The 26,602-nt window shown below is 64.2% G+C and carries 25 protein-coding genes and 1 riboswitch; of the genes, 12 read left to right on the top strand and 13 right to left on the bottom strand.

What is annotated here, in order from left to right:
- Nucleotides 1-17 precede the first annotated feature (17 nt).
- The 3 genes from SRB521_RS00780 to SRB521_RS00770 form a co-directional block, all read right to left on the bottom strand.
- Nucleotides 18-1,196: a DEAD/DEAH box helicase gene (locus SRB521_RS00780; protein ID WP_033118414.1), complete on the bottom strand. Its 1,179-nt coding sequence runs from the start codon at nt 1,194-1,196 to the stop codon at nt 18-20.
- A 160-nt stretch (nt 1,197-1,356) separates the two neighbouring features.
- Entirely contained in the window at nt 1,357-2,178 is an 822-nt protein-coding gene (locus SRB521_RS00775; RefSeq protein ID WP_116721563.1) for a putative RNA methyltransferase, read from the bottom strand.
- Nucleotides 2,179-2,217: 39 nt separating this feature from the next.
- Nucleotides 2,218-2,493 (bottom strand): DUF6809 family protein, encoded by a 276-nt coding sequence (locus SRB521_RS00770; protein WP_075704986.1) that lies wholly within the window; start codon nt 2,491-2,493, stop codon nt 2,218-2,220.
- 92 nt (nt 2,494-2,585) lie between these two features.
- On the opposite strand from SRB521_RS00770, the gene SRB521_RS16840 reads away from it, so the two are divergent.
- From SRB521_RS16840 to SRB521_RS00740, 5 genes are all read left to right on the top strand, one after another.
- The gene (locus tag SRB521_RS16840; protein ID WP_371744255.1) at nt 2,586-3,029 is read left to right on the top strand and encodes a helix-turn-helix domain-containing protein; all 444 of its coding nucleotides are present in this window, start codon (nt 2,586-2,588) and stop codon (nt 3,027-3,029) included.
- A 604-nt stretch (nt 3,030-3,633) separates the two neighbouring features.
- The gene (gene lspA / locus SRB521_RS00755; protein ID WP_116721564.1) at nt 3,634-4,122 is read left to right on the top strand and encodes a signal peptidase II; all 489 of its coding nucleotides are present in this window, start codon (nt 3,634-3,636) and stop codon (nt 4,120-4,122) included.
- Nucleotides 4,097-5,005, top strand: coding sequence for an RluA family pseudouridine synthase (locus SRB521_RS00750; RefSeq protein WP_058116846.1), 909 nt, complete (start codon nt 4,097-4,099; stop codon nt 5,003-5,005). Before lspA ends, SRB521_RS00750 begins: the two co-directional genes overlap by 26 nt.
- 58 nt (nt 5,006-5,063) lie before the next feature.
- A riboswitch (TPP riboswitch) is annotated at nt 5,064-5,182 on the top strand.
- A gap of 78 nt (nt 5,183-5,260) precedes the next feature.
- Nucleotides 5,261-5,848, top strand: coding sequence for an energy-coupled thiamine transporter ThiT (thiT, locus tag SRB521_RS00745; RefSeq protein ID WP_075704984.1), 588 nt, complete (start codon nt 5,261-5,263; stop codon nt 5,846-5,848).
- A 5-nt stretch (nt 5,849-5,853) separates the two neighbouring features.
- Nucleotides 5,854-6,669, top strand: coding sequence for an HAD-IIB family hydrolase (locus SRB521_RS00740; protein WP_116721565.1), 816 nt, complete (start codon nt 5,854-5,856; stop codon nt 6,667-6,669).
- 84 nt (nt 6,670-6,753) lie between these two features.
- On the opposite strand, the gene SRB521_RS00735 is transcribed toward SRB521_RS00740, so the two are convergent.
- On the bottom strand, nt 6,754-8,952 hold the full coding sequence (locus tag SRB521_RS00735) for an S-layer homology domain-containing protein (protein ID WP_116721566.1): 2,199 nt from the start codon (nt 8,950-8,952) through the stop codon (nt 6,754-6,756).
- Between the two features lie 243 nt (nt 8,953-9,195).
- On the opposite strand from SRB521_RS00735, the gene SRB521_RS15905 reads away from it, so the two are divergent.
- From SRB521_RS15905 to SRB521_RS00710, 5 genes are all read left to right on the top strand, one after another.
- Nucleotides 9,196-9,519 (top strand): hypothetical protein, encoded by a 324-nt coding sequence (locus SRB521_RS15905; RefSeq protein ID WP_075704982.1) that lies wholly within the window; start codon nt 9,196-9,198, stop codon nt 9,517-9,519.
- Between the two features lie 237 nt (nt 9,520-9,756).
- A complete protein-coding gene (gene rpsO, locus SRB521_RS00725; protein ID WP_033118406.1) occupies nt 9,757-10,023 on the top strand; it encodes a 30S ribosomal protein S15 in 267 nt (88 codons plus the stop codon).
- 191 nt (nt 10,024-10,214) lie between these two features.
- Nucleotides 10,215-12,356: a polyribonucleotide nucleotidyltransferase gene (locus SRB521_RS00720; RefSeq protein ID WP_116721567.1), complete on the top strand. Its 2,142-nt coding sequence runs from the start codon at nt 10,215-10,217 to the stop codon at nt 12,354-12,356.
- 94 nt (nt 12,357-12,450) lie between these two features.
- Nucleotides 12,451-13,302, top strand: coding sequence for an epoxyqueuosine reductase (locus SRB521_RS00715; RefSeq protein ID WP_075704980.1), 852 nt, complete (start codon nt 12,451-12,453; stop codon nt 13,300-13,302).
- 47 nt (nt 13,303-13,349) lie between these two features.
- Nucleotides 13,350-13,805, top strand: a complete 456-nt coding sequence (locus SRB521_RS00710) for a CBS domain-containing protein (RefSeq protein ID WP_058116841.1) — start codon at nt 13,350-13,352, stop codon at nt 13,803-13,805.
- A 235-nt stretch (nt 13,806-14,040) separates the two neighbouring features.
- Here the strand turns inward: SRB521_RS00710 and SRB521_RS00705 are convergent, their stop codons facing one another.
- The 9 genes from SRB521_RS00705 to SRB521_RS00665 all read right to left on the bottom strand — a co-directional run bounded on the left by SRB521_RS00705 (nt 14,041) and on the right by SRB521_RS00665 (nt 24,386).
- Nucleotides 14,041-15,195, bottom strand: a complete 1,155-nt coding sequence (locus SRB521_RS00705) for an MFS transporter (RefSeq protein WP_075704979.1) — start codon at nt 15,193-15,195, stop codon at nt 14,041-14,043.
- 148 nt (nt 15,196-15,343) lie between these two features.
- A complete protein-coding gene (locus tag SRB521_RS00700; RefSeq protein WP_075704978.1) occupies nt 15,344-17,206 on the bottom strand; it encodes a glycoside hydrolase family 13 protein in 1,863 nt (620 codons plus the stop codon).
- Between the two features lie 31 nt (nt 17,207-17,237).
- Entirely contained in the window at nt 17,238-19,367 is a 2,130-nt protein-coding gene (locus tag SRB521_RS00695) for a penicillin-binding transpeptidase domain-containing protein (protein ID WP_242943970.1), read from the bottom strand.
- A 30-nt stretch (nt 19,368-19,397) separates the two neighbouring features.
- Nucleotides 19,398-19,910, bottom strand: a complete 513-nt coding sequence (gene mreD, locus SRB521_RS00690) for a rod shape-determining protein MreD (protein ID WP_075704977.1) — start codon at nt 19,908-19,910, stop codon at nt 19,398-19,400.
- Nucleotides 19,911-19,925: 15 nt separating this feature from the next.
- Nucleotides 19,926-20,768 (bottom strand): rod shape-determining protein MreC, encoded by an 843-nt coding sequence (gene mreC / locus SRB521_RS00685; RefSeq protein ID WP_033119277.1) that lies wholly within the window; start codon nt 20,766-20,768, stop codon nt 19,926-19,928.
- Nucleotides 20,769-20,783: 15 nt separating this feature from the next.
- A complete protein-coding gene (locus SRB521_RS00680; RefSeq protein WP_116721568.1) occupies nt 20,784-21,371 on the bottom strand; it encodes a Maf family protein in 588 nt (195 codons plus the stop codon).
- 56 nt (nt 21,372-21,427) lie between these two features.
- Entirely contained in the window at nt 21,428-21,877 is a 450-nt protein-coding gene (dut, locus tag SRB521_RS00675) for a dUTP diphosphatase (protein WP_058116837.1), read from the bottom strand.
- Between the two features lie 21 nt (nt 21,878-21,898).
- The gene (locus SRB521_RS00670; protein ID WP_075704975.1) at nt 21,899-23,980 is read right to left on the bottom strand and encodes a U32 family peptidase; all 2,082 of its coding nucleotides are present in this window, start codon (nt 23,978-23,980) and stop codon (nt 21,899-21,901) included.
- Nucleotides 23,981-24,071: 91 nt separating this feature from the next.
- Nucleotides 24,072-24,386 carry a cell division protein ZapA gene (locus tag SRB521_RS00665; RefSeq protein ID WP_075704974.1) on the bottom strand — a complete coding sequence of 105 codons (315 nt, stop codon included), beginning with the start codon at nt 24,384-24,386 and terminating at the stop codon, nt 24,072-24,074.
- A gap of 137 nt (nt 24,387-24,523) precedes the next feature.
- Between SRB521_RS00665 and SRB521_RS00660 the strand changes: the two genes are divergently transcribed.
- The gene (locus tag SRB521_RS00660; RefSeq protein ID WP_033119272.1) at nt 24,524-25,495 is read left to right on the top strand and encodes a DnaD domain protein; all 972 of its coding nucleotides are present in this window, start codon (nt 24,524-24,526) and stop codon (nt 25,493-25,495) included.
- Complete coding sequence (locus SRB521_RS00655; protein ID WP_033119271.1) at nt 25,496-26,500, top strand: ATP-binding protein; 1,005 nt, start codon at nt 25,496-25,498, stop codon at nt 26,498-26,500.
- Nucleotides 26,501-26,602: the final 102 nt, after the last annotated feature.

Here is a 26,602-nt window from a genome sequence, read left to right as displayed (position 1 = left end):
ATTAAAAAAGGATAAAATTATTTGCCCTCTTCCAGGTCCAGCAGGGTCCCCTTTTCATACTTGAGGCGGTGGACCTTGTTTTTGGTGGCCTTTTCAATGTCGTCCATCCGCATGCTCTCGGTGATGGTGGACACCAGGGTGTAGGCCACGCCGTGGCGCTTGGCCCGGCCGGTACGGCCGATGCGGTGGACGTAATATTCATTTTCATCGGGCACATCGTAGTTGAACACCACGTCCACGTCGTCGATGTCCAGGCCGCGGGCGGCCACGTCGGTGGCCACCAGCACCCGCAGCTCCCCTCTGCGAAAGCGGTTGAGCGTCTTTTCCCGCACGGACTGCTGGATGTCCCCATGGATGGCCTCGGCGGAGAAGCCCCGCATCTTTAAAAGGCCGGAGAGCCGGTCCGTCATGTTCTTGGTGTTGCAGAAGGCGATGGCCCGCTCATAGCTGCCGGCCTCCAGCAGGCGGGCGGTGATCTCGGTCTTGTCCCCCCGCTCCACCTCGATGCGGTATTGCTGGATGTCCGGCTTGTTCTGCTCGTCGGCCCGGACGGTGATCTCCACCGGGTCCCGCTGGTACACCCAGGAGATGTCCATGACCTCCCGGGAGATGGTAGCGGAGAACATGCCCAGGTTCTTCCTGGACTTGATGGCGTCCAGAATCCGGGTCACGTCGTGGATAAAGCCCATGTCCAGCATCCGGTCCGCCTCGTCCAGCACCACGGTCTGGACCCTGTCCAGCCGCACGGTGCGCCGCTTCATATGGTCCATCAGGCGGCCGGGCGTGGCTACCACGATCTGGGGCCGCTTCTTCAATTGGGTGATCTGCTTGTCGATGGGCTGGCCGCCGTAGAGCACCACGGCGCGCACCCCCTCCTTGAATTCGCACAGATCCCGCAGCTCGGCCATGATCTGGATGGCCAGCTCCCGGGTGGGGGCCAGGACCAGACCCTGTACCGCGTCCTCCCGGGGGTCGATGTGCTCCACCATGGGGATGCCGAAGGCAAAGGTCTTGCCGGTGCCGGTGGGGGCCTTGGCGATCACGTCCCGCCATTCCATAAAATAGGGGATGGCCCCGCCCTGAACGGGGGTGGCCTGGACATAGCCCTTTTTCTCCAGGGCCCGCATGATCTCGGGGGACAGCTTCAGCTCGTCGTAGCGTACAATCTCGTTGACCTCTTCACCGTTGATTTCCATTGGGTGCATGTTCCTTTCTTACTCAGCTTGCCTGATTCAAGGTCTCCCGCAGGCAAGCGGAACCCCGTTCCGCACCCAAACGCCCTCCTGCTCCGGGGGCGCGACCTCAAATCGCTCACGATAGTCTATCATATCCTGGAAAAGGATGCAATATCTTCTCTTATTTCCGCCGAAACACGTGGATTCGGAAGGAGGCCGTCACGTCCAGGGCCTCCAGCTCCTCCAGCCGCTCCACGCCGGTCCGGGGCGTTTTCCAGCGGTACGGGGTCATTTGGAAGAGGTCCAGCAGGGGCTCCCGGCTGCGGATGGCGAGGGTCTCCTCCACAGGCAGGACCTCCAGATAGTCAAAGCCCTCATAGGGGATGTCCTCCTCCGGGTTGGGGTAGGGCCGCTCATAGAGGACCTGCTTGAGCTCCCAGAGGTGCCGGGCCGCCGGGACCACATAGAGGAACACCCCGCCGGGCCGCAGCACCCGCCGGAACTCCTCCAGGGCCAGGGGCGAAAAGCAGTTGAGCAGGAGGTCCACCCGCGACGGCGCTACCGGCAGATGGTAGACGGAGGCCACGGCGAACTCCGCCTGCGGCTCCCGCCGGGCCGCCCAGCGGAGGGAGGGCTTGGACAGGTCCACGCCCGCCGTCTCCGGCGGTTTCCCCGCCGCCGCCAGGGCCGCGCACACACCGGCGGTGTAATACCCCTCCCCGCAGCCCGAGTCCAGCACGGCCGGGCGCGCCGGCGCATGGTCCACGGCCAGACGGCAGAGTGCGTCGCGCAGGGGGGCGTACCAGCCGCCGGACAGGAAGCGGTTTCGGGCCGCGGCCATGGCCTTGTCGTCGCCCGGGGCCTTGGAGTGCATCCGGTTGGCGGGGAGGAGGTGGACATAGCCCTCCCGGGCCCGGTCAAAGCTGTGCCCCCTGGGGCACCGGTAGGTCCTGTCGGTCTTTTCCAGGGGCGCGGCGCAGAGGGGGCAGCAGAACAGACTCATGACGGGGCCTCCTTTCCTTATTATATTATACCGGCTGCGTCAAGCCGGAGGACTGCATGGCCCGCCGCGGAGGAGGGCAAGGGCCAGGTGGAAGCCCTCGGCGAAGTAATCCCCGTAGGACATGTTCCGGAGCTGCGCCTCCAGCACGGAAAACCGCCGCAGCTTTTCCCGCCCTTCCTCCCCCAGCGCCTTGCGCAGTTCGCCCTCCACCTGTTCCAGCTCCTCATAGATCGCGTTGTATTCCGGGCGGTTGGGCTCGGCGGCTTCCATGGGGTCATAGCGGCAGTAGAACAGATCGCGTAATGTTGCAGGCATTCTTATCACCTCAAAATTATTTTATCTGTATTCCAGATAAAAGTCAATATCTTGATTTCAGATAATGCATAATAGATATTGAGGTGAGGCCTATGATAATACGTAGCAATTTAAAAGAAGTTCGCCAAGACCACGACATTACCCAGCAAGAAGTTGCAGCTATCCTCGGTGTTGCCCAGAACACATACTCTCAATACGAAAACGGTAAAATCGAACTGACGGCACCTGTGCTCATACAATTGGCCGATTATTACCAAGTCAGTATCGATTATCTCTTGGGTCATACTGGTACTGGCCGTACCGGAAATTCGAATATGACTATAATGGATACTCGAATGCGAGAACTGCGCGAGGATAGAGACCTCTCGCAAGCACAGGTGGCGAAAATCTTAAACTGCGATCAGTCCCTTTACTCAAAATATGAGCGCGGCCAACGTGAGCTCCCCTTGCGTTTTGCACTTCTCCTGGCCGATTATTATCATGTGAGTTTAGATTACCTGATGTGCAGGACGACGAAAAAGGAAATCGCCCTTTAGCCTCGCCGTGACCGATCCCCATCGGGGAGGGCACCGCCCTCCGGGGGCCAAACCCATTTCTTTTTCCCCTTTGAAAAAGAAACGGTTTTGGATGCCAAAGAAAAAGGGGCTCTTACGGGGACCCTGGCACGGGGCGCAGGCAAAAGGCAGACGGCGTCTTTCGTCTTTCCGCTTTGTGGGAGGAGCAGCCCCGGCCGTTACGGCCTCCGCAAGTGGAACAGGGACGCCGCCCAGCTCTATCCGGGGGACGCCTGGCGGTACGGCGAGCTTGCCGGGGTGCGCACCGGCGCGGGAACAGGGCCCCGGGGGGTGTCTCCAATAGGGGGGCAGAGGCCCCCCTATTGGTCGTTTTTAAAAGGGGAGATTCCAAAGAGGGGGAAGATCGAAATCCCCCTCTTTGGCCCTTCTTTCCGTCCCCTTTCTTCGGGAAGAAAGGGGACCCCCCGGAGGGTGGGACCCTCCCCGCCAGTCGGTCCCTGGGGGCCGGGTCTGTCACGCTGCGGCGGCTCCGCGCTTCTCCTTGCAAAATGCCGCCGTTTTGATATAATACCTTTCAGCGGAACAAGAATACGGCGGGATCGCCGTCCCAAGGAGTAACCCAACTATGCTGTACGCCATTCTCGTCGTCCTTCTGGTGGCGGCGGACCAGCTTGTGAAGATCCTGGTCCGCGCCAATATCCCCATGGGCGCCTCTATGCCCTTTCTCCCCGGGCTGGTGGAGCTCACCTACGTGCAGAACACCGGCGCGGCCTTCTCCATCTTCAAAGACCATACCTGGCTCCTCACCATCATCTCCGCCGTGGTGGCGGCGGCCATCGCCGCCGCGCTGATCAAAAGGGTGGTGGCCCATCCCTTCGGCGTGATCACCCTCTCCGTGGTGCTGGCGGGCGCTGTGGGAAATCTCATCGACCGGGCCCTCTTCGGTTTTGTCACCGACATGTTCAACCTCCAGTTCATGCATTTTGCCGTCTTCAACGTGGCCGACATCTGCGTGGTCTGCGGCGGCATCGCCTTTTGCGTCTACTTTCTCTTCTTCTATGATAAGCTGGAAAAAAAGGAGGTCCCCGATGACTCCCATCCTGCTGAGGGCTGACCGGGAGGGGGAGCGGCTGGACCAGCTCCTGGCCCGGTCCGTGGACGGCCTCACCCGCTCGGCCGCCCAGCGGCTGCTGGAGGAGGGAGCCGTCACCCTCAACGGCGCGCCGGCCCGGAAAAACACCCGCACCGCCCCCGGCGACGCGGTGGCGCTCTCCCTCCCCGACCCGGTGGAGGTGGACATCCGGCCCCAGAATATCCCGCTGGATGTGGTCTATGAGGATGCCGACGTCATCGTGGTCAACAAGCCGGTGGGCATGGTGGTCCACCCCGCGCCCGGTCATCCGGACGGCACACTGGTAAACGCACTGTTATATCACTGCGGAAATAGCCTCTCCGGAATCAACGGGGCGCTGCGGCCCGGCATCGTCCACCGCATTGACCGGGACACCTCGGGGCTCATCATCGCCGCCAAAAACGACGCCGCCCACCTGGCCCTGGCCGCACAGCTCCAGGACCACTCCCTCTACCGGGAATACGAGGCGGTGTGCGTGGGCACGCTGAAAGAGGCGTCCGGCACCGTGGACGCGCCCATCGCCCGGCACCCGGCGGACCGCAAAAGGATGTGCGTGGACCCAAAGGGGGGACGGGCGGCGGTGACACACTGGTCCGTTCTGGGTCGTTACCCCGGCCATACCCATATCCAATGCCGCCTGGAGACGGGCCGCACCCATCAGATCCGGGTGCACATGGCCTACATCGGCCACCCGCTGCTGGGAGATGTGGTCTATGGGGCGAAAAAGCCCGTCCCGGGCCTGGCGGGGCAGTGTCTCCACGCCCGGCGGCTCTCCTTCGTCCACCCCTCTGCGGGGACGCGCGTGACGGTGGAGTGTCCTCTGCCGGACTATTTCAGTCAGGCGCTGCGGAAACTGGCGCGCTGACGCCCCGGGTTGACAAAGTCGGACCGGCTGATATATAATACGGACCGACCGCAGGACAAATCGAATACAGGGGCGCTGGACGCAAGTCCGGCTGAGATGCAGGGGCGTAGCGCCGCCCCCGGTCCCTTGAACCTGATCCGGGTAATGCCGGCGTAGGAAGATGATTCGGCTTTTCATGTCGTTTCTCCCGTACCGCATTGCGCAGAGTATCCAGGTTTGCGCTGCGGTACATTTTGTTCGAGGGAGAAATGCACCATGGAAAACACCGCGACCGCAAGATCCAAACCCGCCAGGCGAAACGCCACCCGCATGCTCTGTGAGGGCGCCATTATGGTGGCCCTGTCCCAGATCCTGAGCTATATCAAGCTCATGGAGCTGCCCAACGGCGGCTCTCTCACCCCCGCCATGTTCCCCATCCTCCTCTTCGCCGTCCGCTGGGGGCTGGCCGACGGCCTGTTGGCCGGCTTTGTTTTCGGCCTGCTGCAGCTGATGTTCGACGGGGCCTACGCCTGGGGCTGGCAGTCCATGCTGCTCGACTACCTGGTGGCCTTCACCCCCCTGGGCCTCGCCGGCCTTTTTCAGGGGAAGCGCTGGGGCATCTTCGCCGGCACCGTGCTGGGCTGCTTCGCCCGCTTCGTGGTCCATTTCATCAGCGGCGTGACGATTTACCGCATCTACGCCCCCACGGAGATCCTGGGCACGGTGTTTGATAATCCTACGCTCTATTCCATTGTCTATAACGGCTCCTATATGCTCCCCAACACCATTTTGGCACTGGTCATCGCGGCGCTGCTGTACGCGCCGCTGAAAAAGTTCTATCTGGGGGCCGACATTCAGAGATAAGGTGTGTGATTCACTTGGGCAAATTTGAGGGCGTTCTGCTGGCCAGCGACTTTGACGACACGCTGGTGGGCTCCGACTGCGAGGTGTCCCGCGGGAACCGGGAGGCCCTCGAATACTTCGTGCGGGAGGGGGGCCGGTTTACCGTCTCCACCGGGCGGGCCCACCGCACCTTCGCCCCCTATGTGGACGCCGCGCCCATCAATGCCCCTGTGATCCTCTCCAACGGCGCCCTGCTCTATGATTTCCGGGCCGGACGCACGGTGGTGGACCTGCCCCTGCCCGTCTGCGCGGCGGAGGACCTGGGGGAGCTGTGCTCCGCCATCCCCGCGCTGGGGGTGGAGACCTACCACGGCGACGACGTGTATATCTACCGCCCCAACGCCCACACCCAGCGGCACGTGGAGCGGGTCAAGACCACCTGGACCGAGATGGGCCTGACGGAGATGCCCTCCCCCTGGAGCAAGGCGGTGATCCAGGCCGACCACGACGTGCTGCTCCGGGCCCAGGCCCTGATGCGGGAGCGGTGGCCCCAGCGGTACGAGGTCATCTTCTCCAACGCCGTCCTCCTGGAATGCACGGCCAAAACCGCCACCAAGGGGGGCATGGTCCTCAAGCTGGCGGAGCTGCTGGGGATCCGCCGGGAGCACATCTACTGTGTGGGGGACAATCAGAACGACATCCCCATGCTGGCCGTCTCCGCCATTCCGTTTGCCCCGGCCAACTGCGCCCAGGCGGTAAAGGATTGGGGCGCCACGGTCCTCGGCTCCTGTGACGAGGACTGCATCGCCCAGATCATCGGCATATTGGACCTGCGCTATTGAGCCCGGAACCAGCGAGGCCGGCGCGCCATTCGGATGGCGCGCCGGCCTCGTTTTGTCTTGCCCGCATTGGACGCAGGGTCTGGGTCACCGATAGCTGAGCAGGTTATAGATCATCGCCGCGGCCTCCGCCCGCGTGGCGGTCCGTCCGGCGGCGAAGGCGCCGCCGTCCCCCTGGATCACGCCCAGCCCCTGGGCCAGGGCGGCATAGCCGTAATATGCCGCGGGAATGGACGCCTCATCGGTGTAAGAGCATTTGTAGATGCCCTGGAAACGGGCGATGGGGCCATAGCCGGCGCTGTCCAGCAGCAGCTTGACCGTTTCGCCCCGGGTGAGGATCTTGTCATCGCTGCGCGCTTCGGGCGTGAGGATTCCCATACGGTAGGCGCTGCGATAGAGGTCGTCCGCCTGGGCCCCCTCCAGGTCTTCGGGGTCGTAGCGGTAGCCCTGCATGCTCAGGAGCAGCGCCACCATGTCCTTCTGGACCAGGGTCTTTCCCGGCGCAAAGGAGCCGCCGTCAAAGCCCACCTGATAGCGGGCCAGCGTCTCGATCTGTGTTCGGGCCCAGCTCCCCTCCAGATCGTCGTAGGTAAGCCCGCTCCAGGACCAGGGCTCGCTGCGGATGACCTGTCCGGTCTTGGCGTCCACGCCCTGGACGTCGTAGTCGGGGGTGAGACTCCAGCCCAGCTCCAGGGCGCTGAACCAGTTCCAGCCCAGAGCGGCCAGGGGCTGATATTCTGGCCTGGAGAGGTCCAGCTCCACGGGGACCGCCAGATACCCCAGATCCACTGTAAAGGTGCCGAACCAGGCGTCCAGCGCGTCGGATGCGGACACCAGGCCCTCGGCGCTCTCAAAGGTCACCCCCGGGATCTCCCGGCGCTGGAAGCCGCTCACGGAGCCGTCCAGCGCACTGATGGACACGCTGAACTGATCGTCCGGGAAAAAGTAGCCGTTCTCCTGGCGGGCATAGATGAAATACCACTCCGTGGTAGTGACGTCTTCCGCCGGGACATCCCCGCCATAGAGGGCGCTGTTATCGTAACCGGCGCACCGGGCGAAGTCCTCGCCCCAGTAACGCGTCAGGAACGCCTCCGCCTTCTCCCGGGCCGCCGTGCGGTCCACGGTCCGGGGCAGGGTCTCATTCCAGGGCCCGCCGCTCCAAAGGCTCTCCAGTTCCCCGGTGCGGGCGTCCACCGTCACGCATTTTTGCCAGATGCCGCCCTCACCGTTCTGTTTTCCATAGGTAAGCTGGGCAAAGACGTCCCCGGTGTCCGTGCCGCCGTCCGCGATGGCGGTCTCCAGGTAAAACCGGGATTCGGCCAGGGTATAGGTCTCCAGCCCCAGTTCTGAGACGGCCCGCACCTTTTGATCCAGGGCCTTTGCGGACAGAACGCCGGAGAGCTTCTCCACGCCGCTCTGCTCCACCTCAGTGAGGAAGGCCCCGCCGCCCGCGTCCGCGGCCGTATTGGCGGACATTTCTTCGGCATACCCATAGAACTTGTCGCCGTCGGCAAGCGCCCGCCGCTTCTCCGTCAGGTTCACCAGCTCTCCGGTGTGGGCGTCCACATAGTAGTCGTCCCGGCTGTTGGGGAGATAGCGCAGGGAGGCGGTCCTGCCGTCCTCATTCAGGCTGTACTCCAGGCGCATGGTGAGCATGTCCTTGAGGAGCTCCCCCGCCCGCTGGGCGGAGACGTCGGCCTGCCCGGAGGGTACGGTCCCGATGTAGCTGCTGGCCAGATCGTCCCGCCGGAAATTCATCACGCAGTTGTCCGCCGCCCGGACCTCGATGCGCATGCCCAGAGGGGAAGGGACGCCGTTGAGGCAGATGGTCCCCCGGAAATAATAGGAGGACTGGTTCAGGGATTCCCCGCCGTCCTCCTGGAACACCACGGTCTCATTGGCGGCCAGAAGCTTGTCCAGGAAGGCCTCAGCGGCCTTTTGGGCCCCGTCCCGCCCGCCCTCCGGGAAGGATGGATTCCGGAATCCCCGGTCCCAATACTCGGTGTCGTCATGCCGGAAGTAGCTGAGGATGCGGCCGTCCTCCCCCGCGGTGACGCTGAGGCTGCCCCCATCGCCGTACCAGTCAAGGTACCAGAGCGGGGCCAGTGCGTTCTCCTCCGGGTAGCCGCTGAAATCGCTGTAAGCCTCGGTATCCAGATCCAGGGTCTCCTTTACCGCCAGGGTCACGGCGCTCAGCCGCGCCTCGGCGCCTTCCTCCGCCGCCGCAGGCAGCGACAGCGCCAGCAGCAGGGACAGCGCCAATACCAGGGACAGTGCTTTTTTCATTCCGATTTCCTCCTTTGTTGCTTTTTTCCTTCTAATAGGGTAGACGATTCGTGGGGGGAAAATGTTTCAAAAATTTTGCTTGACTTTTATCGAACGTTTGTTGTATTATGGACTCGAACAAAAGTTCTGTGCAACAAAAGCCCAGACAAAATCGTCTATTTGATATAGAAAGATTGAAAAGTCCGTTTTATGGGATAGTAGAACGGCTATGCTGGATCTATCAACAGCGGGAGGGATCGCGGTATGCAGACCATTTACTATGAGACGAGCAATTTCATCCGTCATGAGGGAAACCTGGTGGACCTGGCGGCGTACCGCCAAAAGCTCGCGGCGGTGTCCGGCGGGAACTGGAGCCCGGCGCCGGAGGGCTCCCCGGCGTTTGAGGCGGAGGCGCCCCCGCACACGGGAACGGTGCTGCGGCTTGTGCCGGAGGAGAGCCCCGCCCAGCGGCGCGCCCGCCGCACTGGGAGACGGCTCCGCCGTGCCGCCCTGGCCCTGGACTTCTGCGCCAGTGCGGCCATCGTGGTCCTGACGGTGAGCGCCGTGATCGGGTTTCTGCACCTGTAAAGCATGTCAAATTTCCCGCTGTGGGGCCGCAAGAGGTTGCGGCCCCGTAAATTTTTGCCTTGATCCAGGAATTTTTTCTTTACTTTGCACCCAGAATATGATAATCTACTAAAGCACGTAAAGCGTGTATAGACGCCCTGCGGCCTCGTTTCGGGACACTGCCCGCTCTCATGCGGGGGCTTCACCCGCCCGTTACGCAGCTCCATGGGCAGCAAAAAAGAAAGGTGGAATCTCCCCATGATCCGTAAGGACGAAAAGACGGCCGTGATCGAGGCCAACCGCACCCATCCCACTGACACCGGCTCCCCCGAGGTGCAGATCGCCATTCTCACCGCCCGCATCCAGGAGCTCACTGAGCACCTGAAGATCCATACCCACGACAACCACAGCCGCCGCGGGCTGCTGAAGATGGTCGGTAAGCGCCGCAAGATGCTGGACTATCTGGCCAAGAAGGACGTGGAGCGTTACCGCGCCATTATCGCCAAGCTGGGCATCCGTAAGTAAGTATGTGAACAGGGGTGGCGCGGGACACTGCGCCGCCCCTTCTTCCCATGTGCCGCAAATCGCGCGCACCAGAGCCAACCACGCTTTTTTAGCAGTTGAACCTGGGCCCGGAGGACGGACCCGGCTTCAAATGCTAAAAATCGCGACGGCTCTTGGTGTGCAGCTTCCAAAACAGAATAGGAGGACTCCGCATGTCAACCGTCATCACTCACAAGCAGTTTCCCAACCACAAGGTCTACAAGATGGACCTGTGCGGCCGCCCGCTGACCATCGACGTGGGCAAGGTGGCCGAGCTGGCCAGCGCGTCCGCCATGGTCACCTATGGCGAGACCACCGTACTGGTGGCCGTCACCGTCGCGCCCCGTCCCCGTGACGGCGTGGACTTCTTCCCCCTGAGCGTGGATTTTGAGGAGAAGCTCTACGCCGTGGGCCGCATCCCCGGCTCGTTTATGCGCCGCGAGGGCCAGCCCTCTCTGCCTGCGGTACTGGCCAGCCGCGTCATCGACCGCTCCATCCGCCCCCTCTTCCCCTATGACTTCCGCAACGACGTGGTGGTGACGTGCACCGTCATGAGCGTGGACTACGACTGCTCTCCCGAGGTGACCGCCATGATCGGCGTGTCCGCCTGCCTTTCCTACTCCGAGATCCCCTGGGCCGGCCCCATCGGCTGCCTGGAGATGGGCTATGTGGACGGCCAGATCGTCCTCAACCCCAATCAAGAGCAGAAGCACGCCTCCAAGCTGGACCTCACCGTAGCCGCCACCGAGCAGAAGGTCATCATGATCGAGGCCGGCGCCAAGGAGCTGCCCGACGATATCATGTACGACGCCATCGTGAAGGCCCACGAGGAGATCAAAAAGCAGGTGGAGCTCATCCGGACCATCACCGCTGAGATCGGCAAGCCCACCATGACCTATGACCACGCCGACTTTGATCAGGAGCTCTTCGACAAGATCGTTGCCGCCACCATGGACGAGGCCAAGGCCGCCATGGACACCGACGACAAGAACATCCGCGAGGAGCGTTGGAACAAGCTCATCGACCACTGGCACGAGCTCTTCCTGGAGGACTATCCCGAGATGGACAAGTACCTGGAGGAGATCACCTACAAGTTCCAGAAGAAGATCGTCAAGGCCTGGCTTCTGGAGGGCCACCGCGTGGACGGGCGCGCCAAGAACGAGATCCGTCCCCTGGGGGCCGAGGTGGGCGTACTGCCCCGGGTCCACGGCTCCGGCCTCTTCACCCGCGGCCAGACCCAGGTCCTCTCCATCTGCACGCTGAACACCCTCTCCGCCGCCCAGAAGCTGGATACCATCTGGGAGGAAGAGGAGAAGCGGTACATGCACCACTACAACTTCCCCGCCTATTCCACCGGCGAGGCCCGCGGCGCCCGCTCCACCAACCGCCGCGAGAAGGGGCATGGCGCCCTGGCTGAGCGGGCGCTGGAGCCTGTCATCCCCCCTGTGGAGGAGTTCCCCTACGCCATTCGCGTGGTCTCCGAGGTCCTGAGCTCCAACGGCTCCACCTCCCAGGGCTCCATCTGCGGCTCCACCCTGGCGCTGATGGATGCCGGCGTGCCCATCTCTGCCCCGGTGGCCGGCATCTCCTGCGGTCTCATTCAGGATGACGACGGCGGCTTTACCACCTTCATCGACATCCAGGGCGTAGAGGATTTCCACGGTGAGATGGACTTCAAGGTGGCCGGCACCAAGGCCGGTATCACCGCCATCCAGATGGACATCAAAAACGACGGCCTCAGCCATGCCATCATCAAAGAGGCGCTGGAGATCACCAAGGACGCCCGCTACGCCATTCTGGACGAGGTCATGCTGCCCTGTATCAGTGCGCCCCGTTCCGACGTGGCCGAGACCGCGCCCAAGATGGTGAAGATGAAGATCGACGTGGACAAGATCCGCGAGGTCATCGGCTCCGGCGGCAAGGTCATCCAGAAGATCTGCGCCGATACCGGCGCCAAGATCGATATCGAGGACGACGGCACCATCTACATTGCCGGCGTGAACCGCGAGTCCTGCGACGCCGCCAAAAAGACCATCGAGACCATCGTCTTTGTCCCCGAGGTGGGCCAGCTCTATTACGGCAAGGTGGTCCGCATCCTGCCCTTCGGTGCCTTTGTGGAACTGGCGCCCGGCAAGGACGGCATGGTCCATATCTCCAAGCTCTCCGATCGCCGGGTGGAGAAGGTGGAGGATGTGGTCAACATCGGCGACATGATCTGGGTCAAGGTCACCGAGATCGACGAGAAGGGCCGCGTCAATCTCTCCTATAAGGATGCCCTTAAGGCCATCAAGGAGAACCCCGGCCTGAAGAAGTAAGAGAAGCGTCAAAACTGCCGACCGGGCGGGCGAAAGCTCGCCCGGTCCTTTTTTCACCCGATTTCTATGGTGTTGCGGAGAGGAGGGGCTTGCCTTGACGGGACCGGATGCCTGGTTTGCCGCCGCGGGGGCCGCGGCCTGGGGGACCTGCGCCTATGAAGATGTGCGCCCTCATATGGATGCCCCCGCGCTGGCGCGGGCGGAGGCGCTGTGCCCTGCCCCAGCCGGGATCTATGTGGCCGCCTTTCCCTATTTCCCGGGCGAGGCGCCGGGAAATCTCTCCCTCTACGCCCGGGGTGAGGACTACCACGCCGCCGTGGCCCGGAGGCTGGACCAGGTGTGCGCCGCCCTGCGCCCCGCCCATCCGGGCCGCTGTTTTGCACCTCTTGTGGACAACTCCCCTCTTCCGGAGCAGCTCTGCGCAGCCTTGGCTGGACTGGGCCTTCGGGGCAGGAACACCCTTACGATTCTGCCCCCCTGGGGCACCTGGCTCTTTTTGGGCGCCATCCTCACCGATCTGCCTCTGGAGAGTGCTCCCGTTCCCGCTCCGGCGTGCATGGACTGCGGCAAATGCACTGCGGCCTGTCCCACCGGCGCATTGGGTCCCAACGGCCTGGACCCCGACCGCTGTCTCTCGGCCCTGACCCAGAAAAAAGGTGCGCTGACAGCGGAAGAGGAGGCTCGCCTGCGCGGTCACGGTCTGGTCTGGGGCTGTGACGCATGTCAGCGGGCGTGCCCCTATAACCGGGACGTGCCCCTTTCCCCCCTCCCGGAATTCCGCACCAATTTGATCCACACCCTGGGGACAACGGATGTGGATCATCTGACCCGCCGGCAGTTCCAGGAAAAATATCCGCTCCGGGCCTTCACTTGGCGGGGCCCGGGCGTACTGCTGCGGAATCTGCGTTTGAAAGAGCGCGAGGGCCGAAACGGTCCGTCCGTATAAAAACACCGCCCTTCGTGGAAACTATCCCCGAAAGGCGGTGTTTTACTATGCAAGTACGCGATCTCATGAATCAGAGTGTGGTCTCCATCACGCCGGCGGAGTCGGCCTCCCTGGCGGCCCGCCTCCTCAGCCGTCACAACCTGGGCTCCCTCCCGGTGTGCGGCGAGGACGGCGGCCTGAGGGGCATCGTCACCGACCGGGACATCGTGACCCGGTGCGTCGCCGCGGAGGAGGACCCCCACAAGGTCCAGATCAAGGACATCATGTCCCGGAACTGTGCCGTGGTCTCCCCGGACGACGACGCGGCGGAGGCCGCCCGGATGATGGCGGTGAAGCAGGTGCGCCGACTCCCTGTGCTGGAGGCGGGCAAGGTGGTGGGAATGGTCTCCCTGGGCGACCTGGCCAAGTGCGGCGCCTGCGAGATGGAAGCGGGGGAAGCCCTCTCGGAGATCTCCGAGAACATCCAGCGGACCCGGGGCCTCCACCAGCCGGAGCGGGACTGAGACATCCCTGCCGTTCCTTTTTGGGAAGGCCGGGGCGGGAAGTTCTCCCGCCCCGGCCTTCCCATATTCTGTGCGTCTTGCGCTTACGGCTCCTCCCACAGCACCTCCTGGGAGAGGCCCCTCTCTTTTCGAAGCAGTTGGATATGCTGTGCAGCTTCATCGTGATCCCGCCCTTTCCTGCGTACAGCGTATCACATGGGGTAGAGGACGGCAGCCAAGTCTTGCTTTCCTTCTGTCAAGCGGGGCTTGCGGCCGGCTTTGCCCCCGCCCAAAAGAGCAGCAGTCCCCCGCCGCAGGCTGTGGCGCCCAGCAGCAGGGCCTGCCCGCATCCCGCATCCGCCGCCCGCCCAAAGGCCGGGTTCAGGACCAGGGATACCACATCCATGACCATGGCGTTGCAGGAGAGCTGCGCGGCCCGGGCGCCCGGCTCTGCAGCGGCGTTCTGAAGAGAAAGGGCCAGTGGAGAGAATAGGGCCGCCGCGGCCCTGAGCCCCAGGACCCCCGCCACCGCCGGCAGGGGGGCGGGGCACAGCGCCGTCAGGCACGCCGCGCCTGCGCAGAGGAAGAGGAGCGCGCCGCCCCGGCGGCGGCCCAGACGCCTGGTGAGCCGGTGGGAGCGGGCCCCGGCCAGCGCGCAGAGCGTCGCCAGCACGGAGAGCCAGCCGAACGTCCGGACGGGGAGCCCGGCGCGCTGATAAAGGAGCTGGCTGAGAAAGACGGTGATGAACTGCGCGGTCTCCGCCAGCAGAGCGCTCCCCGCCAGGAAGGGGGCCATGGAGAGGCTCCGGCGGAGCAGCCCGCCCATCCCCGGCCGGGGCGCGGTGGCCGCCGGCTTTTCCCCATCCTCCTCCGGGTCGGTGAGCAGAAGTGTGAGCAGCGCGGCGGCAGAGTAGCTGAGCACGGTCCACAGGGCCCCCCGGCGGTAGTGCTCGCTCAGAAAGAGCGAGGCGCTCATCCCGGCAACCAGAAGGCCCGCGGTCTGCACGGCGTTCCAGAGTCCGAAAATGCGCTGGCTCTCCTTCTCTCCCACGCAGGCGAAGAGGTAGGCCGAATCGCATCCGGAGAGCCCCGCCAGGGCCACGGCCAGGATGAGCCGCTCGGCGAGGAAGTCCGGGAAAGCCCGGGCCTTCCAGAATACCACCTTGGAAAGGGCGAAGAGGGCGGAGCAGATCACCAGAGTCCGGCGGTGACCGATGCGGTCGGCCGCCCGTCCCCAGGGGATCTCCAGAAGAAGCATGGCGGCCAGGGAGATGGACTCCAAAAGGCCGGTCTGGAACAGTGTGAGCCCGGCCTCCAGTCGGTATAGGGTGGCTACGGGACTGTAGAAGCACAGTCCCTGCAAAAAATAGACGGCAAAAAGGAGCGCAACATTGCGCCGATTCCGTACCATAAAAATTCATCCTGTTTCAGGCCTTGTTTGAAAATGGTTTACGGGCCCCAGGCATCACAAAGCACCCGCCGTGTTGCCAGCGGGGCAAAACAGGTGGAATTTTCAGGTGGGACGGCGCATATGCGGCGCTCCTCTCTTCAGGATTTCGTTATTCCCGGCCGGGGCTCTTCCGCAGTAGATATCCGGTCAGGGGGGGCAGCTCGACCACGGCCTCGCCGGTGTCCGGATCGGTCGGGAAGCACAGCAGGCCGCCGATTTCCGCGGCGGACCAGGGAAGGGTCACCCGGGCGCACTCCCGCCCGGCGTTGCAGGCGCACAGGACGGTATCCTCCTCCCAGGTGCGGGTGAAGGCCAGCACGTCTCCCTCGGCCGCCGTATAGCACAGCGCTCCCCTCCGCAGAGGGGCCAACTCCCGCCGGGCCTTCCCCAGGGCCCGGTACCAGGCGATCAGCTCGGCATCCTCCTCCCCCCAGGGGTAGGTGCGGCGGTTGAAGGGGTCTTCAAATCCCTCCATACCCGCCTCGTCCCCGTAGTAGGTGGTGGGGCTCCCCGGGAAGGCATACTGGACCAGTGCGGCCAGCTTCAGCCGCCGGACGCCCAGCGCCCGCTCCTCGGGTGAGAGCCGGTGCTCGGCCCGCCACTGCTTGCTCTCCCCGCCGCAGTCCCCGCCCACCCCCAGCAGGGTGAGGATTCGGGGGGTATCATGGGTGCCCAGGGAGTTCATGGCGGAATAGAAGGCAGCGGGCGGATAGTTCTCCCGAATGGTCTCCATGCTCTCCCGGAACTGCCCGGCGTCCCCGCCCAGCAGCCAGGCCAGCAGCGCATTGCGGAAGGGGTAGTTCATCAGCCCGTCCAGATGTCCCCCCAGAAGGTGCCTGCGGCGGACGCCATAGGCGATCTTGTTGGACCCGTCCTCCCACACCTCGCCGATGATGACGGCCTCCGGCTTGGCCTCCCGGGCGGCCCGGTGGAGCTTTTCAATAAAAGCGTCGGGCAGCTCGTCGGCCACGTCCAGCCGCCATCCGTCGGCCCCGGCCCGGAGCCACCGGCGCACAATGCTGTCCTCACCCTCGATGATATAGTCCACATAGTCCTCCTGGCTCTCGTTGACGGCAGGGAGGGAGTAGATGCCCCACCAGGCGTCATATTGATCCGGCCAGCGGTTGAAGTGATACCAAGGGTAGTAGGGGGAAGCCTTGGACTGATGGGCCCCCAGCTCGGGGTAAAAGCCGTCCCCGTTGAAGTAGCGGCTGACGAACCCCTGGTGATTGAACACGCCGTCCAGCATCACCCGGATGCCCCGGGCCCGGGCGGCGGCACAGAGGTCCTTGAAGTCCTCGTTGGAACCCAGCATGGGGTCCACCCGCTCGTAGTCGGCGGTGCCGTAGCGGTGATTCTCCGCCGCCTCGAAGATGGGGCAGAAGTAGAGGGTCTCCACCCCCAGACTCTGGAGATAGTCCAGCTTTTCCTCCACCCCCGCCAGAGAGCCGCCGAAGAAATCCCGGTTGCGCACCTCGCCGCGGGCATCGGGCTGCCACACCGGCTCCTCGAACCAGCCGGTGTGAACGCTGCGCCCCCCCACCATGCCGGCGGGATCGGGCACACAGGTGCGGCGGAAGCGGTCGGGGAAGATCTGATAGGTGACGCCCTCTCCAAACCAGGCCGGAACGGAGTGGGCGCCGTCGTAGACGGTGAGCTGCCGTTCGGGAAGCTCCAGCGCCTTTCCGTCCAGCCGCTCCAGGCGGAAGGAGTACCAGACCAGGCCCACATAGTCCCCGGTGTCCAGCGCACAGGAAAAGAGATCCCGGTCCCCGTCCAGCCCTGTCCAAGGCATGGGCACTTCAGCAATCTCCTCCCCCCGGAACTCAAACCGCGCCCGAAGCACGGCCCGGGACCAACCACCGGCGCGGCGGGGGCGGAGGGTGAGGGCGACCCGGGTCCCGGAGGGCACCGCCCCATAGGGAGTCTTGCACCGGGGGTCTCGTGCGTTGAAGATGGAGGGATCTATCATGGTATCAACTCACAAATCAAAAATGGGGGCGCTACCGCAGCAGCGTGTTCTCCCCCTCCACGGTCTCCATGCCGCTGCCGGAGGAGAAATAGTAGTCCAGGATCTCCACGGCAATGCTACTCAGCGTGGAGCCGGAGCCGCCCTTTTCCACCACGATAGCCAGAGCGATCTCCGGGTCCTCGTAGGGGGCGAAGCAGACAAAGACGGCGTTGGACTCGGTGGCGCTGCTCACCTGGGCCGAGCCGGTCTTGGCCGCCACCTGTATGTCCAGGGTGTTGAAGCCGTAGCTGTAGGCGGAGCCGCCGGGCTGGGTCACCATCAGCATGCCCCTGGTGACGGCCTCCAGGTTTTCCGGGTCCAGGTCCAGCTCGTTGAGGACCTCCGGCTCATACTGGTAGACCACCTGGGAGAAGTCGCTGGATTTGACCTCCTTGAGCAGGTGGGCCGAGTAGTGTGTGCCGCCGTTGGCCAGGGTAGCCACATAGTTGGCGAGCTGGATAGGGGTAAACTGGTTGTTCTCCTGGCCGATGGCGGCGGGGAGGGTATTGCCGTCGTACCACTTCTGGCCCAGGGATTCGGTGTAACCGGGACCCGCCACGTGACCCTTGCTCTCATAGACCTCGATGCCGGTGTACTCCCCCAGGCCGAACTTCTGGGCGTACTCATCCAGCAGGCTGATGCCCAGGCGGCGGCCCACATCGTAGAAGAAGATGTTGCAGGAGTCCCGGATGGCCTCGGAGACGTTCTCCTTGCCGTGGGTGCGGCCGTACTGGCGGTAATACCAGCACTGGGGCTGGTAATCCTTGTAGTACGTATAGCGCCCGGTGTCCAGAATCTCATCCGTCGGGGTGATGACGCCCTCCTGAAGTCCGGCGATGGCGGTGACCATCTTAAAGGTGGAGCCCGGGGGATAGACCCCCTGGGTAGCCCGGTTGAACAGGGGGTTGAGCGGGTCGTTGGCCAGCTCAGTGTAGTTCTGGAGGAAGGTGGACAGATCATAGGTGGGATAGGAGGCGGAGGCCAGCACGCCGCCGTCATTGACGTCGATGACCACCGCCGCCGCGCCCTGGGTGTCCTCGGATTTGAGGGCGCCCACACCGTCTGCCAGGGCCCGCTCCACTGCCTCCTGGAGCTTGATGTCCAGGGTGGAGATGACATTGCAGCCGGGCTGAGGGGCCTGCGGCTCGCCGGTGCGCTCGTCGATCTTCCAGTTGTCGTCCGCACTGACCACCTTGCCCTGGTCGTTGGTCTCGATGGCCCGCTTGCCCGGCACACCGTGGAGATAGGACTCAAAGGCCTGCTCCATACCGTCCTTCCCAACGGAGGCGTTATAGGGGTAGTCCAGCGCCTGATAGATATTGTTCCACTCATCCGAGTCCATCAGCCCCACCCGGCCCAGCAGATGGGCGGCATAGGAGGTGTTGTACTCCCGGACGGTGGTGGTGTCGATGCTCACCCCTGAGAGGGACGCCTCCTTCACCTTGACGATAAAGGCCATCTCCACATCCTGAGCAAAGACGTAGCTGCTCCATGTGATCTCCCGCGAGCGGAGGGCAAGCTCATAGAGAACGCCCACCAGGTCCCTGGCCTCCCCGTCGGAGAGGGCGGGGTCCACCTGATAGGTCTCCCGGAGCTTGGCGAGCAGGCGCTCGGCGGAGGGGAGGGCGGGGGACTCGGCGCTCTGCAGGGCTTCCAGCTCCTCCGCTGTGGGGACCAGCCCGTCCCATTTCATCTTCTCGGCGTACTTTCTCAGATTGCCGTAGGCGCCTTCCGCCGTAAAGACGTAGGGGGCCGACCGGGAGACGGGCAGGGTGTCGCTCCACGTCACCGACTCCTCCCGGCAGATCTCCAGCAGCCGCAGGAGGATCGCATTTCTCTCCTCCCCCATAAAGGAGGTGTCCAGGCTTACGTTGTAGCTGGCCCGGTTGCCGACCAGCACCCGGCCGTAGCGGTCCAGGATCTGCCCCCGGGATGCCTCCACAGTCTCGGTTTTCGCAATCTTCCGCCGGGACTGCTCCAGATACTCCGCCCCGTGGACATACTGGAGGTCGTAGAGGACCCAGAGAAAGCCCACCAGAACGGCCGCCAGCAATACCATCACGCCCCGGACCCGGACATGGAACTGCCGCCCGTCCATCATGGGTTCCTTTTTCCCGTTCATAACTACCTCCTTGCCGCGCGGCGGCAGGCACTAAAGCCGCAAAAAGTGGATGATGCGCCCTCGCACCCAGGCAAACCAGGGATAGAGGAGACACACGAAACAGAGTGACCAGAGGACCTCCGGCAGAGCCACCCGCAGCAGGGCGGGCAGGGAAGCAAGGCCCGTGAAGAGTCCGGCAAAGACCCGCACCATGTCGATGAGGACCAGACCGGCGGCGGCGCACAGCAGGCAGCCTCCGAAGTTCCTGCTGAGGACATACTGGGAGGCGGCGCCCGCGCCCCAGCCGATGAGACACAGGCCCAGCGTCAGAAAGCCGTGGCCGCCGAAATATACCGCGTCGCACAGGACGCCCACCGCCAGGCCGAAGCCCGCCCCGGCCAGCGCGCCCTCCAGCACAGCCACCGCCACGGCGGCCACAGGCAGCAGCATGGGGGCCACGCCCAGCACCGGGAATCTCCCCAGCACAAAGGTATCCATCCACCAGACCGGCAGCAGCGCCAAGGCGTAGAAAAGCCATTTCAGGATAAAGTCCTGCCTTGTCAAGGGCTGAGCCCCCCTCTACTCCACAATGTCAAACGCTTTGATGATAAACACCTGTACCAGATCGTCCAGATCCGCCGCCGGGACAATGACCGCGTAACGGGACATACCCGAGGCGTCGGTGTGAATGGACTCGATGGTGCCCGCCACCAGCCCGGAGGGGTAGTTGCCCCCCATGCTGGAGGTGAGCACCAGGTCTCCGGTGATGAGCTCCGTGTTTTCCGGCAGGTAGGTGAGCTTCAGCTTCCCCTCGGCCATCAGGGTGAAATCCCCCTCCAACACGGCGGTAGAGTCGGTCCGGGCAATGAGCGCCCCCATCTCCAGGGTGGCGTCCGTTATCGTGATCATGGTGGACCAGTTGGCGCCCGCCTCCTCGATGATGCCCACCAGATTCCCGGCCTCGTCCACCACGCAGTTTCCGGCCTGGACGCCCTGCTCCGCGCCCTTGCTGAGGGTGAGGGTGGAGGCCCAGTTGGAACTGCCCCGGGCGGTGACGGTGGCGGACTCAAAGTCAAATTCTCTGCGCTTTTGCCGCAGCCCCAGCAGCGTCCGCAGCCGCTCGTTCTCCTTGCTGTCCGCCTCGCCCTCCCGGGCCTTGGCCTCCAGCTCGGCGATCTCCTTCCGCAGCCGGGCATTTTCCGCCTGGAGCTCATCGTATTGAAAGGAGTAGTTATAGATCCCCTCCGCCCAGCCGGCGAAGGAGGAGATCCCATTGCGGATGGGGGTGGTGATCACCCCCAGTACGTTGGCCAGGGGGTTGGGCACCCCCTGGAGCACATAGGAGCTCACCGCCGTGATGGCGGCGAGCAGCACGGCGATGACCAGGATTAGGGCGCCGTTGTTTCGGAAAAAATCCTTCAAATCCGGTTCTCCTTCTCAGTGTCCGTCGGGGGACAACAGCTCCACACCGAAAGCCCGCAGCATACGTCCCAGGCGGCACAGGGGCAGGCCCATGACGTTGAAGTAGTCGCCCTCCAGCCGCTGGACCAGCAGCGCCCCCAGGCCCTGGATGCCATAGGCGCCGGCCTTGTCCATGGGCTCCCCGGTGGCCACGTAGGCCGCGATCTCCGCCCCGCTCAGGGCGCGAAAGGTGACGGCGGTGACCTCGTGCTCGGTGCGCGCCGCCCCAGGCCCCGCCAGCGTAAGGCCGGTGTAGACCTGATGGGTCCGCCCGGAGAGGGCGGCGAGCATACGCGCGGCCTCTTCCGGACTCGCCGGTTTGCCCAGGACGGCCCCCTCCAGGGCCACCACGGTGTCGGCGGCCAGCACCAGACCGTCCTTGGGGGCCTCCCGGACCACCGCCGCCGCCTTCCGTGCGGAGAGCTCCTCCACCATTTCAGCGGGGGTGAGCCCGGGGCGGACCGACTCGTCCACATCGGAGGCCCGGACCACAAAGCCCCGCAGGCCCACCTGCTCCAAAAGCTGACGCCGCCGGGGAGAGCCGGAGGCCAGAATGATCTTCATCGCCGTATTCCCTCTTTCTGCGGACGGCGGCCGGGGCCGCCGTCCGGGTTTGAACGTCATTTCCCCGTGGAGCCAAAGCCGCCGGCGCCCCTCGCCGTCTCATCCAACTCCTCTACAGGGGTCAGGGCGGCACGGACCACGGGCACCACCGCCAGTTGGGCGATGCGGTCCCCTGGCGCTACGGTATAGGGGGTCTCGGACAGGTTCACAAGCCCCACTCCGATCTCCCCCCGGTAGTCGCTGTCGATGACCCCCACGCCGTTGGAGAGGGCGATACCGTGCTTGATCCCCAGCCCGGAGCGGTCGAACACCAGGGCCACATACTCTGCCGAGGGGAGCGCGATGGCGATGCCGGTGGGGAGGAAGGCCCGTCCCCCCGGCGCCAGGGTCACCGCCTCGTCGATACAGGCGTGGAGATCCATGGCGGCAGCTCCCGCGCTGGCGTAATAGGGAAAGGGGATCTCCGCCCCGATCTTCGGGGACACGGCCTTGATCTTCAGTTCCATCCTATCCATCCTCCATTCCGGTTATTCCACATCCCGGTAATAGAGCCCCCGGGTAAAGTCGTTGGGCTCATACCGTCCTCTGCCCAGATACCGTTCCGCCACCTGGACGCACTCCCGGGGATTTTCCGTGGTGAAGAGCAGCCGGGCTCCCCAGATACCGGCGCGGCGGTAGTCCGCCTGCTTGTCCGCGAGGAACAGCTTCTTGGCGTTCAAAATCTCGTTCCGACAGCCCGGCGCCTTCACCACCGGGAACCGCTCTCCCTTCCGGTCTGTGAGCAGATTGGGATTGCCGCAGGCACAGCGGCCGGAGCGGTTCCGAATGATGCAGTTCTCCGTGAGCATCAGCGGGAGCCTGCCGTACACCAGCATCTCCAGATCGATACACTTGGAGAGGTCCCGGATCTGGGCCAGCTTGAGCTCAAAGGAGGCGGTGCAGGAAGCAAAACCGAAGCGCTTGTACTCCTTCAGACTCTGCGCGTTGTAGACCCCCAGCCCGAAATCTCCCCGCAGGGCGAGCCCAGCCTCCCGGGCCGGGGCGATCAGGTCCAGCGTGCCCACCAGGGCGTCGGTCACGCCCAGATCCCGGACCACCGCCAACTGTCTGCGCAGCTCCTCCCGCTCGCGGTCCCAGCAGACCCGCGGCAGCGTGACCCCCACCCGTCCTCCTTCCAGGGCCAGGCGGACGGCCTCCGGATGGGCGGCGGCCTCCTCCAGGGGGAGATAGAGCAGGGCGGGGCGGAGCTCCGTCAGCTCGCGGGTGAGCTGGTCGGCCCGGCGCAAAGACATGGTGAGGACGGGTGGCTCCCGGCGGTTCTCATACCGCACACCGGCGTGAAAGGTCCCCAGCTCGGGCGCGGCGGGTGTGCCGCGTTCCCGCGCAAGCCCCTGCAGCACCTCCCGCCGCAGGGCGTTGAGGGCGGCCACAGGCACGGAGAGCTCCGGTTCCACCAGCGCACGGACCCGGGTACACAGGAAGGGCGTGCCGCCGGTGCGGGAGAGCTGTTTCTCCACCGTCTCGGCGGTGAGCGGCCGGGTCCGCGCCGTCTCCGGCACCGGACCGGAGGCGGTGACGGTGTGCCCCTCCTCGTCCTGGACCGCCACCTGCACGGGCTCGCCGGGGCGGATCATGGCGTAGAACACCACACCCACGCACTGCCGCTCCCCGCTCTGGTACTGAGTCCTGGCCTGGGCAAAGAGCTCCCGGGGCTCCGGGCTCTCCTCCCGGACGCCGAACATCTCCGGCCCCTTCCGGTCCAGGTAATAGCCGTCGGTAAAGCCCTGCCGGGAAAAGGCGGCCTCCAACTGGGCCAGCTCCTCCGGCGTGGGCTCCCGGCTTTCCCGGATGGCCCGGGCATAGATCCCCGTGACCACAGAGACGTACTCCGGCCGCTTCATGCGGCCCTCGATCTTAAGGCACTTGACCCCCAGCTTTTTGAGCTCCTGAATGTGTCCGGCCAGGGACATATCCTTGAGGGAGAGGGGGTTGGCGTCGGCCCGTTCCCCCCAGCCGTACTTGAGCCGGCACGGCTGGGCACACAGCCCCCGGTTGCCGGAGCGCCCGCCGATGACGGAGGAGAAGAAACACTGGCCGGAGTAACACATACACAGGGCTCCGTGGGCGAAGGTCTCAATCTCAATGGGAGAGTTGAGACAAATGTGCTCAATGGCGTCCCGGCTGAGTTCCCTGGAGAGGACCACCCGGGCCATGCCCAGCTCCGCGCAGCGGCGGACGCCGTCCAGGCTGTGGACGGTCAGCTGTGTGGACCCGTGGATGGCAAGGCGGGGAGCCACCTGGCGGAGCATCCGCAGGACCCCCAGGTCCTGGATGAGCACCGCGTCCACCCCCGCCTCGGCGGCCTCGGCGGCCGTCCGGGCTGCGGCGGGGAGCTCCCGGTCGGAAACCAGGGTGTTCAGGGTGAGAAATACCTTGGCGCCCCGCACATGGCAGTAAGAAACCGCCGCCGCAAGCTCCTCCAGGGAGAAGTTCTTCGCATTACGGCGGGCGTTAAAGTCCCCGTATCCCAGATAGACCGCGTCGGCGCCGGCCTGGACCGCCGCGGTGACGGCCTCCGGCGAACCGGCGGGTGCGAGAAGTTCCAGCATGATCGACGACCTCCGGCGTGAGATGGACGGAAAACGCGGACCGCCCTCCAGGGCCCCGGCCCTGAAGTGGCGATCCGCGTCCCTTTGTTGCCTATTTCTTGTTCTGCAGCTTGAAGATCTCCCGCTTAGCCTCGGAGAGCTCCATCTTCATCTTGGTGGCCTCCTCCAGGTATTCCTTGAGCTGGCGGCGCAGGTTTTCCGACGCCTCCACCTCTTTGAAGTACTCGTCGGCGATGTTCAGCGCGCCCAGCACGGCGCCGTCCACCAGGGAGACCTTGGATTCGTCCAGCACCTCCTGGATCTTGGCGTCCACATGGGCGGCCACCTTTTCCATGTACCCGGCGTCCTCGGAAGCCACCAGGGTATAGCTCTGCCCGGCGATTGAGACGGTAACTTTGTTTTTCACGGCGGTCCCTCCCAGCATTCATTCTGTCTTTGACATTATAACATAGGTTGGAGAGAAATAAAAATAAATTATCCTTTAATTCTCCCGGTTTTTACGGTAGAATAGACGGTACGAAATGTTGGAGAGGAGGTGGCGCCATGGCGGCCAGCGTATTGCTGCCGGGCGGTGTGATATCCATGACGGACGCGGCGGCAGACCGGCTGATTCGCGCAGGCAGCGGCGAGGCGGCGCTGCTGTATCTCTATCTTCTGCGCCGGGGCGGCGTTTTTGAGGCCGACGGAGTGCGCAAGGCCCTGGGTTGGACGGCGGAGCAGGTCCGCGGAGCCTATCAGGCCCTGGCGAACCTGGGCCTGGTGGACAAGGAGGCCGACCTCGCCCCCACACCCACCCCGCCGGAGCCGGACGGCCCTCCGGACTACACCGCAGCCGATATCGCCCGGGAGCTGGAGGGGAACAGCCCCTTCCCCGCACTGGTGCGGGAACTGGAGCGGCGGCTGGGCAGGGTGCTCTCCACCGCCGATCTCAAGCTGCTGTACACCATCTACGACTATCTGGCCCTGCCCGCGGAGGTGGTGCTCCTGCTCACCACATGGTGTATAGAGGAGACCGAACGGAAATATGGACCGGGCCGCAGACCCAGGATGTCCCAGATCAGGAAGGAGGCCTTTGTCTGGCACCGCCTGGGCGTGGATACTCCCGAGGCGGCGGATGCCCACGTGCGCACGCTCTCCGCGCTGCGGGACCGTGAAAAGTCCATTCTGCCCCGCCTGGGCATCGCGGGCCGCCTGCCGGTGGAGGCTGAGCGGAAATATATCTCCTCCTGGGTGGAGATGGGCTTCGACGACGACGCCATCGCCCTGGCCTACGAACGCACCGTGCTCAAAAAGGGATCCCTGGTCTGGCCCTATATGAACTCCATCCTGAAAAGCTGGCATCAGAAGGGCCTCCACACCCTCCAGCAGATCAAGGAGGGGGATTCCGCACGGAAGGGGTCCTACCCGGGCGGCGGGGCTGCGGCCGGCACAAAAAAAGATGAACAGAGCCGCATCGAGGAGGACCTGGACTGGATGGACCGGTATCTGGAGAAAACAAGAGGGGAGGCGCAATAAGTGCCCTACAGCGAGTCGGTACTGCACAGCGCAAACGCCCGTCTGGCTCTGCGCCGGGCCGCGGCGGAGCGGGCGCGCCAGGCGCGTCAGACAGAAATCTATACAAAGATCCCCCGTGTGGCGGAGATCGACCGGCTGCTCCGCCGTACCATGGCCCAGGTGATCGCCGCCGCCCTGAAGGACGGCGGCGACCCCACCGCCGCCATTGGAGCAGTCCGCAAGCGGAACACCGACCTCCAGGCGGAGCGGGACCGCCTGCTGGCGGCCAACGGATTCCCAGCCGACGCGCTGGACGAAAAGCCCTCCTGTGCAAAGTGCGGGGACACCGGCTGGGTGGGTGCAGCGATGTGCGACTGTCTCAAGCTGCTCTGCACCCAGGAGCAGATCAAGGAGCTCTCCCAGACCCTGGATTTCGGGGAGCAGACCTTCGAGCTTTTCGATTTTTCCTTTTACAGCGATCTGGACCCGGACGCCAAGGGGCGCACCACCCGCCAAAAGATGCGTGGGGTCTACGAGATCTGCTGGGACTATGCCCATCGATTCGGCCGTACCAGCATCAACAACCTGTTTTTGAGCGGCGGGACCGGTCTGGGAAAGACCTTTCTCTCCGCATGTATCGCCAGGACCGTCTCTGAAAGCGGCTTTTCCGTCGTCTACGACGCCGCCGGAACCATCTTTCAGCAATTTGAGATCCAGAAATTCTCCCGGGACGACCTGGATGCAAAGGAGGCCCGGGACGGCACCCGGCGGTATCTGGGCTGCGACCTGCTCATTATGGACGACCTGGGGAGCGAGATGACCACGCCCTTTGTGCAGGCCGCCCTGTATCAGATCATCAACTCCAGGCTGACCGCCAACAAGCGCACAGTCATCAGCTCAAATTTGGGGATCGCGGAGGTTCGGACCAGGTACACGCCTCAAATTGCCTCCAGGTTGGAGGGGGAATACCAGTTTCTGCGCTTTTTCGGCCAGGACATCCGCCTCCAGCGGAAGCAGCGGCTGTAAGGGACAGCAGAGCGGAGACCGGCACATCCGGCCTCCGCTCTTATTGTAGAAAGAAAACCACCGGCTGTGTCCACCATCATAAACATAAGGAGCAGTAGAGGG

Origin of the sequence: Intestinimonas butyriciproducens (genome assembly GCF_004154955.1) — a bacterium.
GTDB classification, from domain to species: domain Bacteria; phylum Bacillota; class Clostridia; order Oscillospirales; family Oscillospiraceae; genus Intestinimonas; species Intestinimonas butyriciproducens.
The sequence above is the reverse complement of the archived record's forward strand: the minus strand, read 5'-3'. Positions and strand labels throughout refer to the sequence as shown.

Coding starts and splice junctions, on each gene's coding strand:
- SRB521_RS00780 (WP_033118414.1), bottom strand. CDS start 1,196: ATGGAAATCAACGGTGAAGAGGTCAACGAGATTGTACGCTACGACGAG.
- SRB521_RS00775 (WP_116721563.1), bottom strand. CDS start 2,178: ATGAGTCTGTTCTGCTGCCCCCTCTGCGCCGCGCCCCTGGAAAAGACC.
- SRB521_RS00770 (WP_075704986.1), bottom strand. CDS start 2,493: ATGCCTGCAACATTACGCGATCTGTTCTACTGCCGCTATGACCCCATG.
- SRB521_RS16840 (WP_371744255.1), top strand. CDS start 2,586: ATGATAATACGTAGCAATTTAAAAGAAGTTCGCCAAGACCACGACATT.
- lspA (WP_116721564.1), top strand. CDS start 3,634: ATGCTGTACGCCATTCTCGTCGTCCTTCTGGTGGCGGCGGACCAGCTT.
- SRB521_RS00750 (WP_058116846.1), top strand. CDS start 4,097: ATGACTCCCATCCTGCTGAGGGCTGACCGGGAGGGGGAGCGGCTGGAC.
- thiT (WP_075704984.1), top strand. CDS start 5,261: ATGGAAAACACCGCGACCGCAAGATCCAAACCCGCCAGGCGAAACGCC.
- SRB521_RS00735 (WP_116721566.1), bottom strand. CDS start 8,952: ATGAAAAAAGCACTGTCCCTGGTATTGGCGCTGTCCCTGCTGCTGGCG.
- SRB521_RS15905 (WP_075704982.1), top strand. CDS start 9,196: ATGCAGACCATTTACTATGAGACGAGCAATTTCATCCGTCATGAGGGA.
- rpsO (WP_033118406.1), top strand. CDS start 9,757: ATGATCCGTAAGGACGAAAAGACGGCCGTGATCGAGGCCAACCGCACC.
- SRB521_RS00720 (WP_116721567.1), top strand. CDS start 10,215: ATGTCAACCGTCATCACTCACAAGCAGTTTCCCAACCACAAGGTCTAC.
- SRB521_RS00710 (WP_058116841.1), top strand. CDS start 13,350: ATGCAAGTACGCGATCTCATGAATCAGAGTGTGGTCTCCATCACGCCG.
- SRB521_RS00705 (WP_075704979.1), bottom strand. CDS start 15,195: ATGGTACGGAATCGGCGCAATGTTGCGCTCCTTTTTGCCGTCTATTTT.
- SRB521_RS00700 (WP_075704978.1), bottom strand. CDS start 17,206: ATGATAGATCCCTCCATCTTCAACGCACGAGACCCCCGGTGCAAGACT.
- SRB521_RS00695 (WP_242943970.1), bottom strand. CDS start 19,367: ATGAACGGGAAAAAGGAACCCATGATGGACGGGCGGCAGTTCCATGTC.
- SRB521_RS00680 (WP_116721568.1), bottom strand. CDS start 21,371: ATGAAGATCATTCTGGCCTCCGGCTCTCCCCGGCGGCGTCAGCTTTTG.
- dut (WP_058116837.1), bottom strand. CDS start 21,877: ATGGAACTGAAGATCAAGGCCGTGTCCCCGAAGATCGGGGCGGAGATC.
- SRB521_RS00670 (WP_075704975.1), bottom strand. CDS start 23,980: ATGCTGGAACTTCTCGCACCCGCCGGTTCGCCGGAGGCCGTCACCGCG.
- SRB521_RS00660 (WP_033119272.1), top strand. CDS start 24,524: ATGGCGGCCAGCGTATTGCTGCCGGGCGGTGTGATATCCATGACGGAC.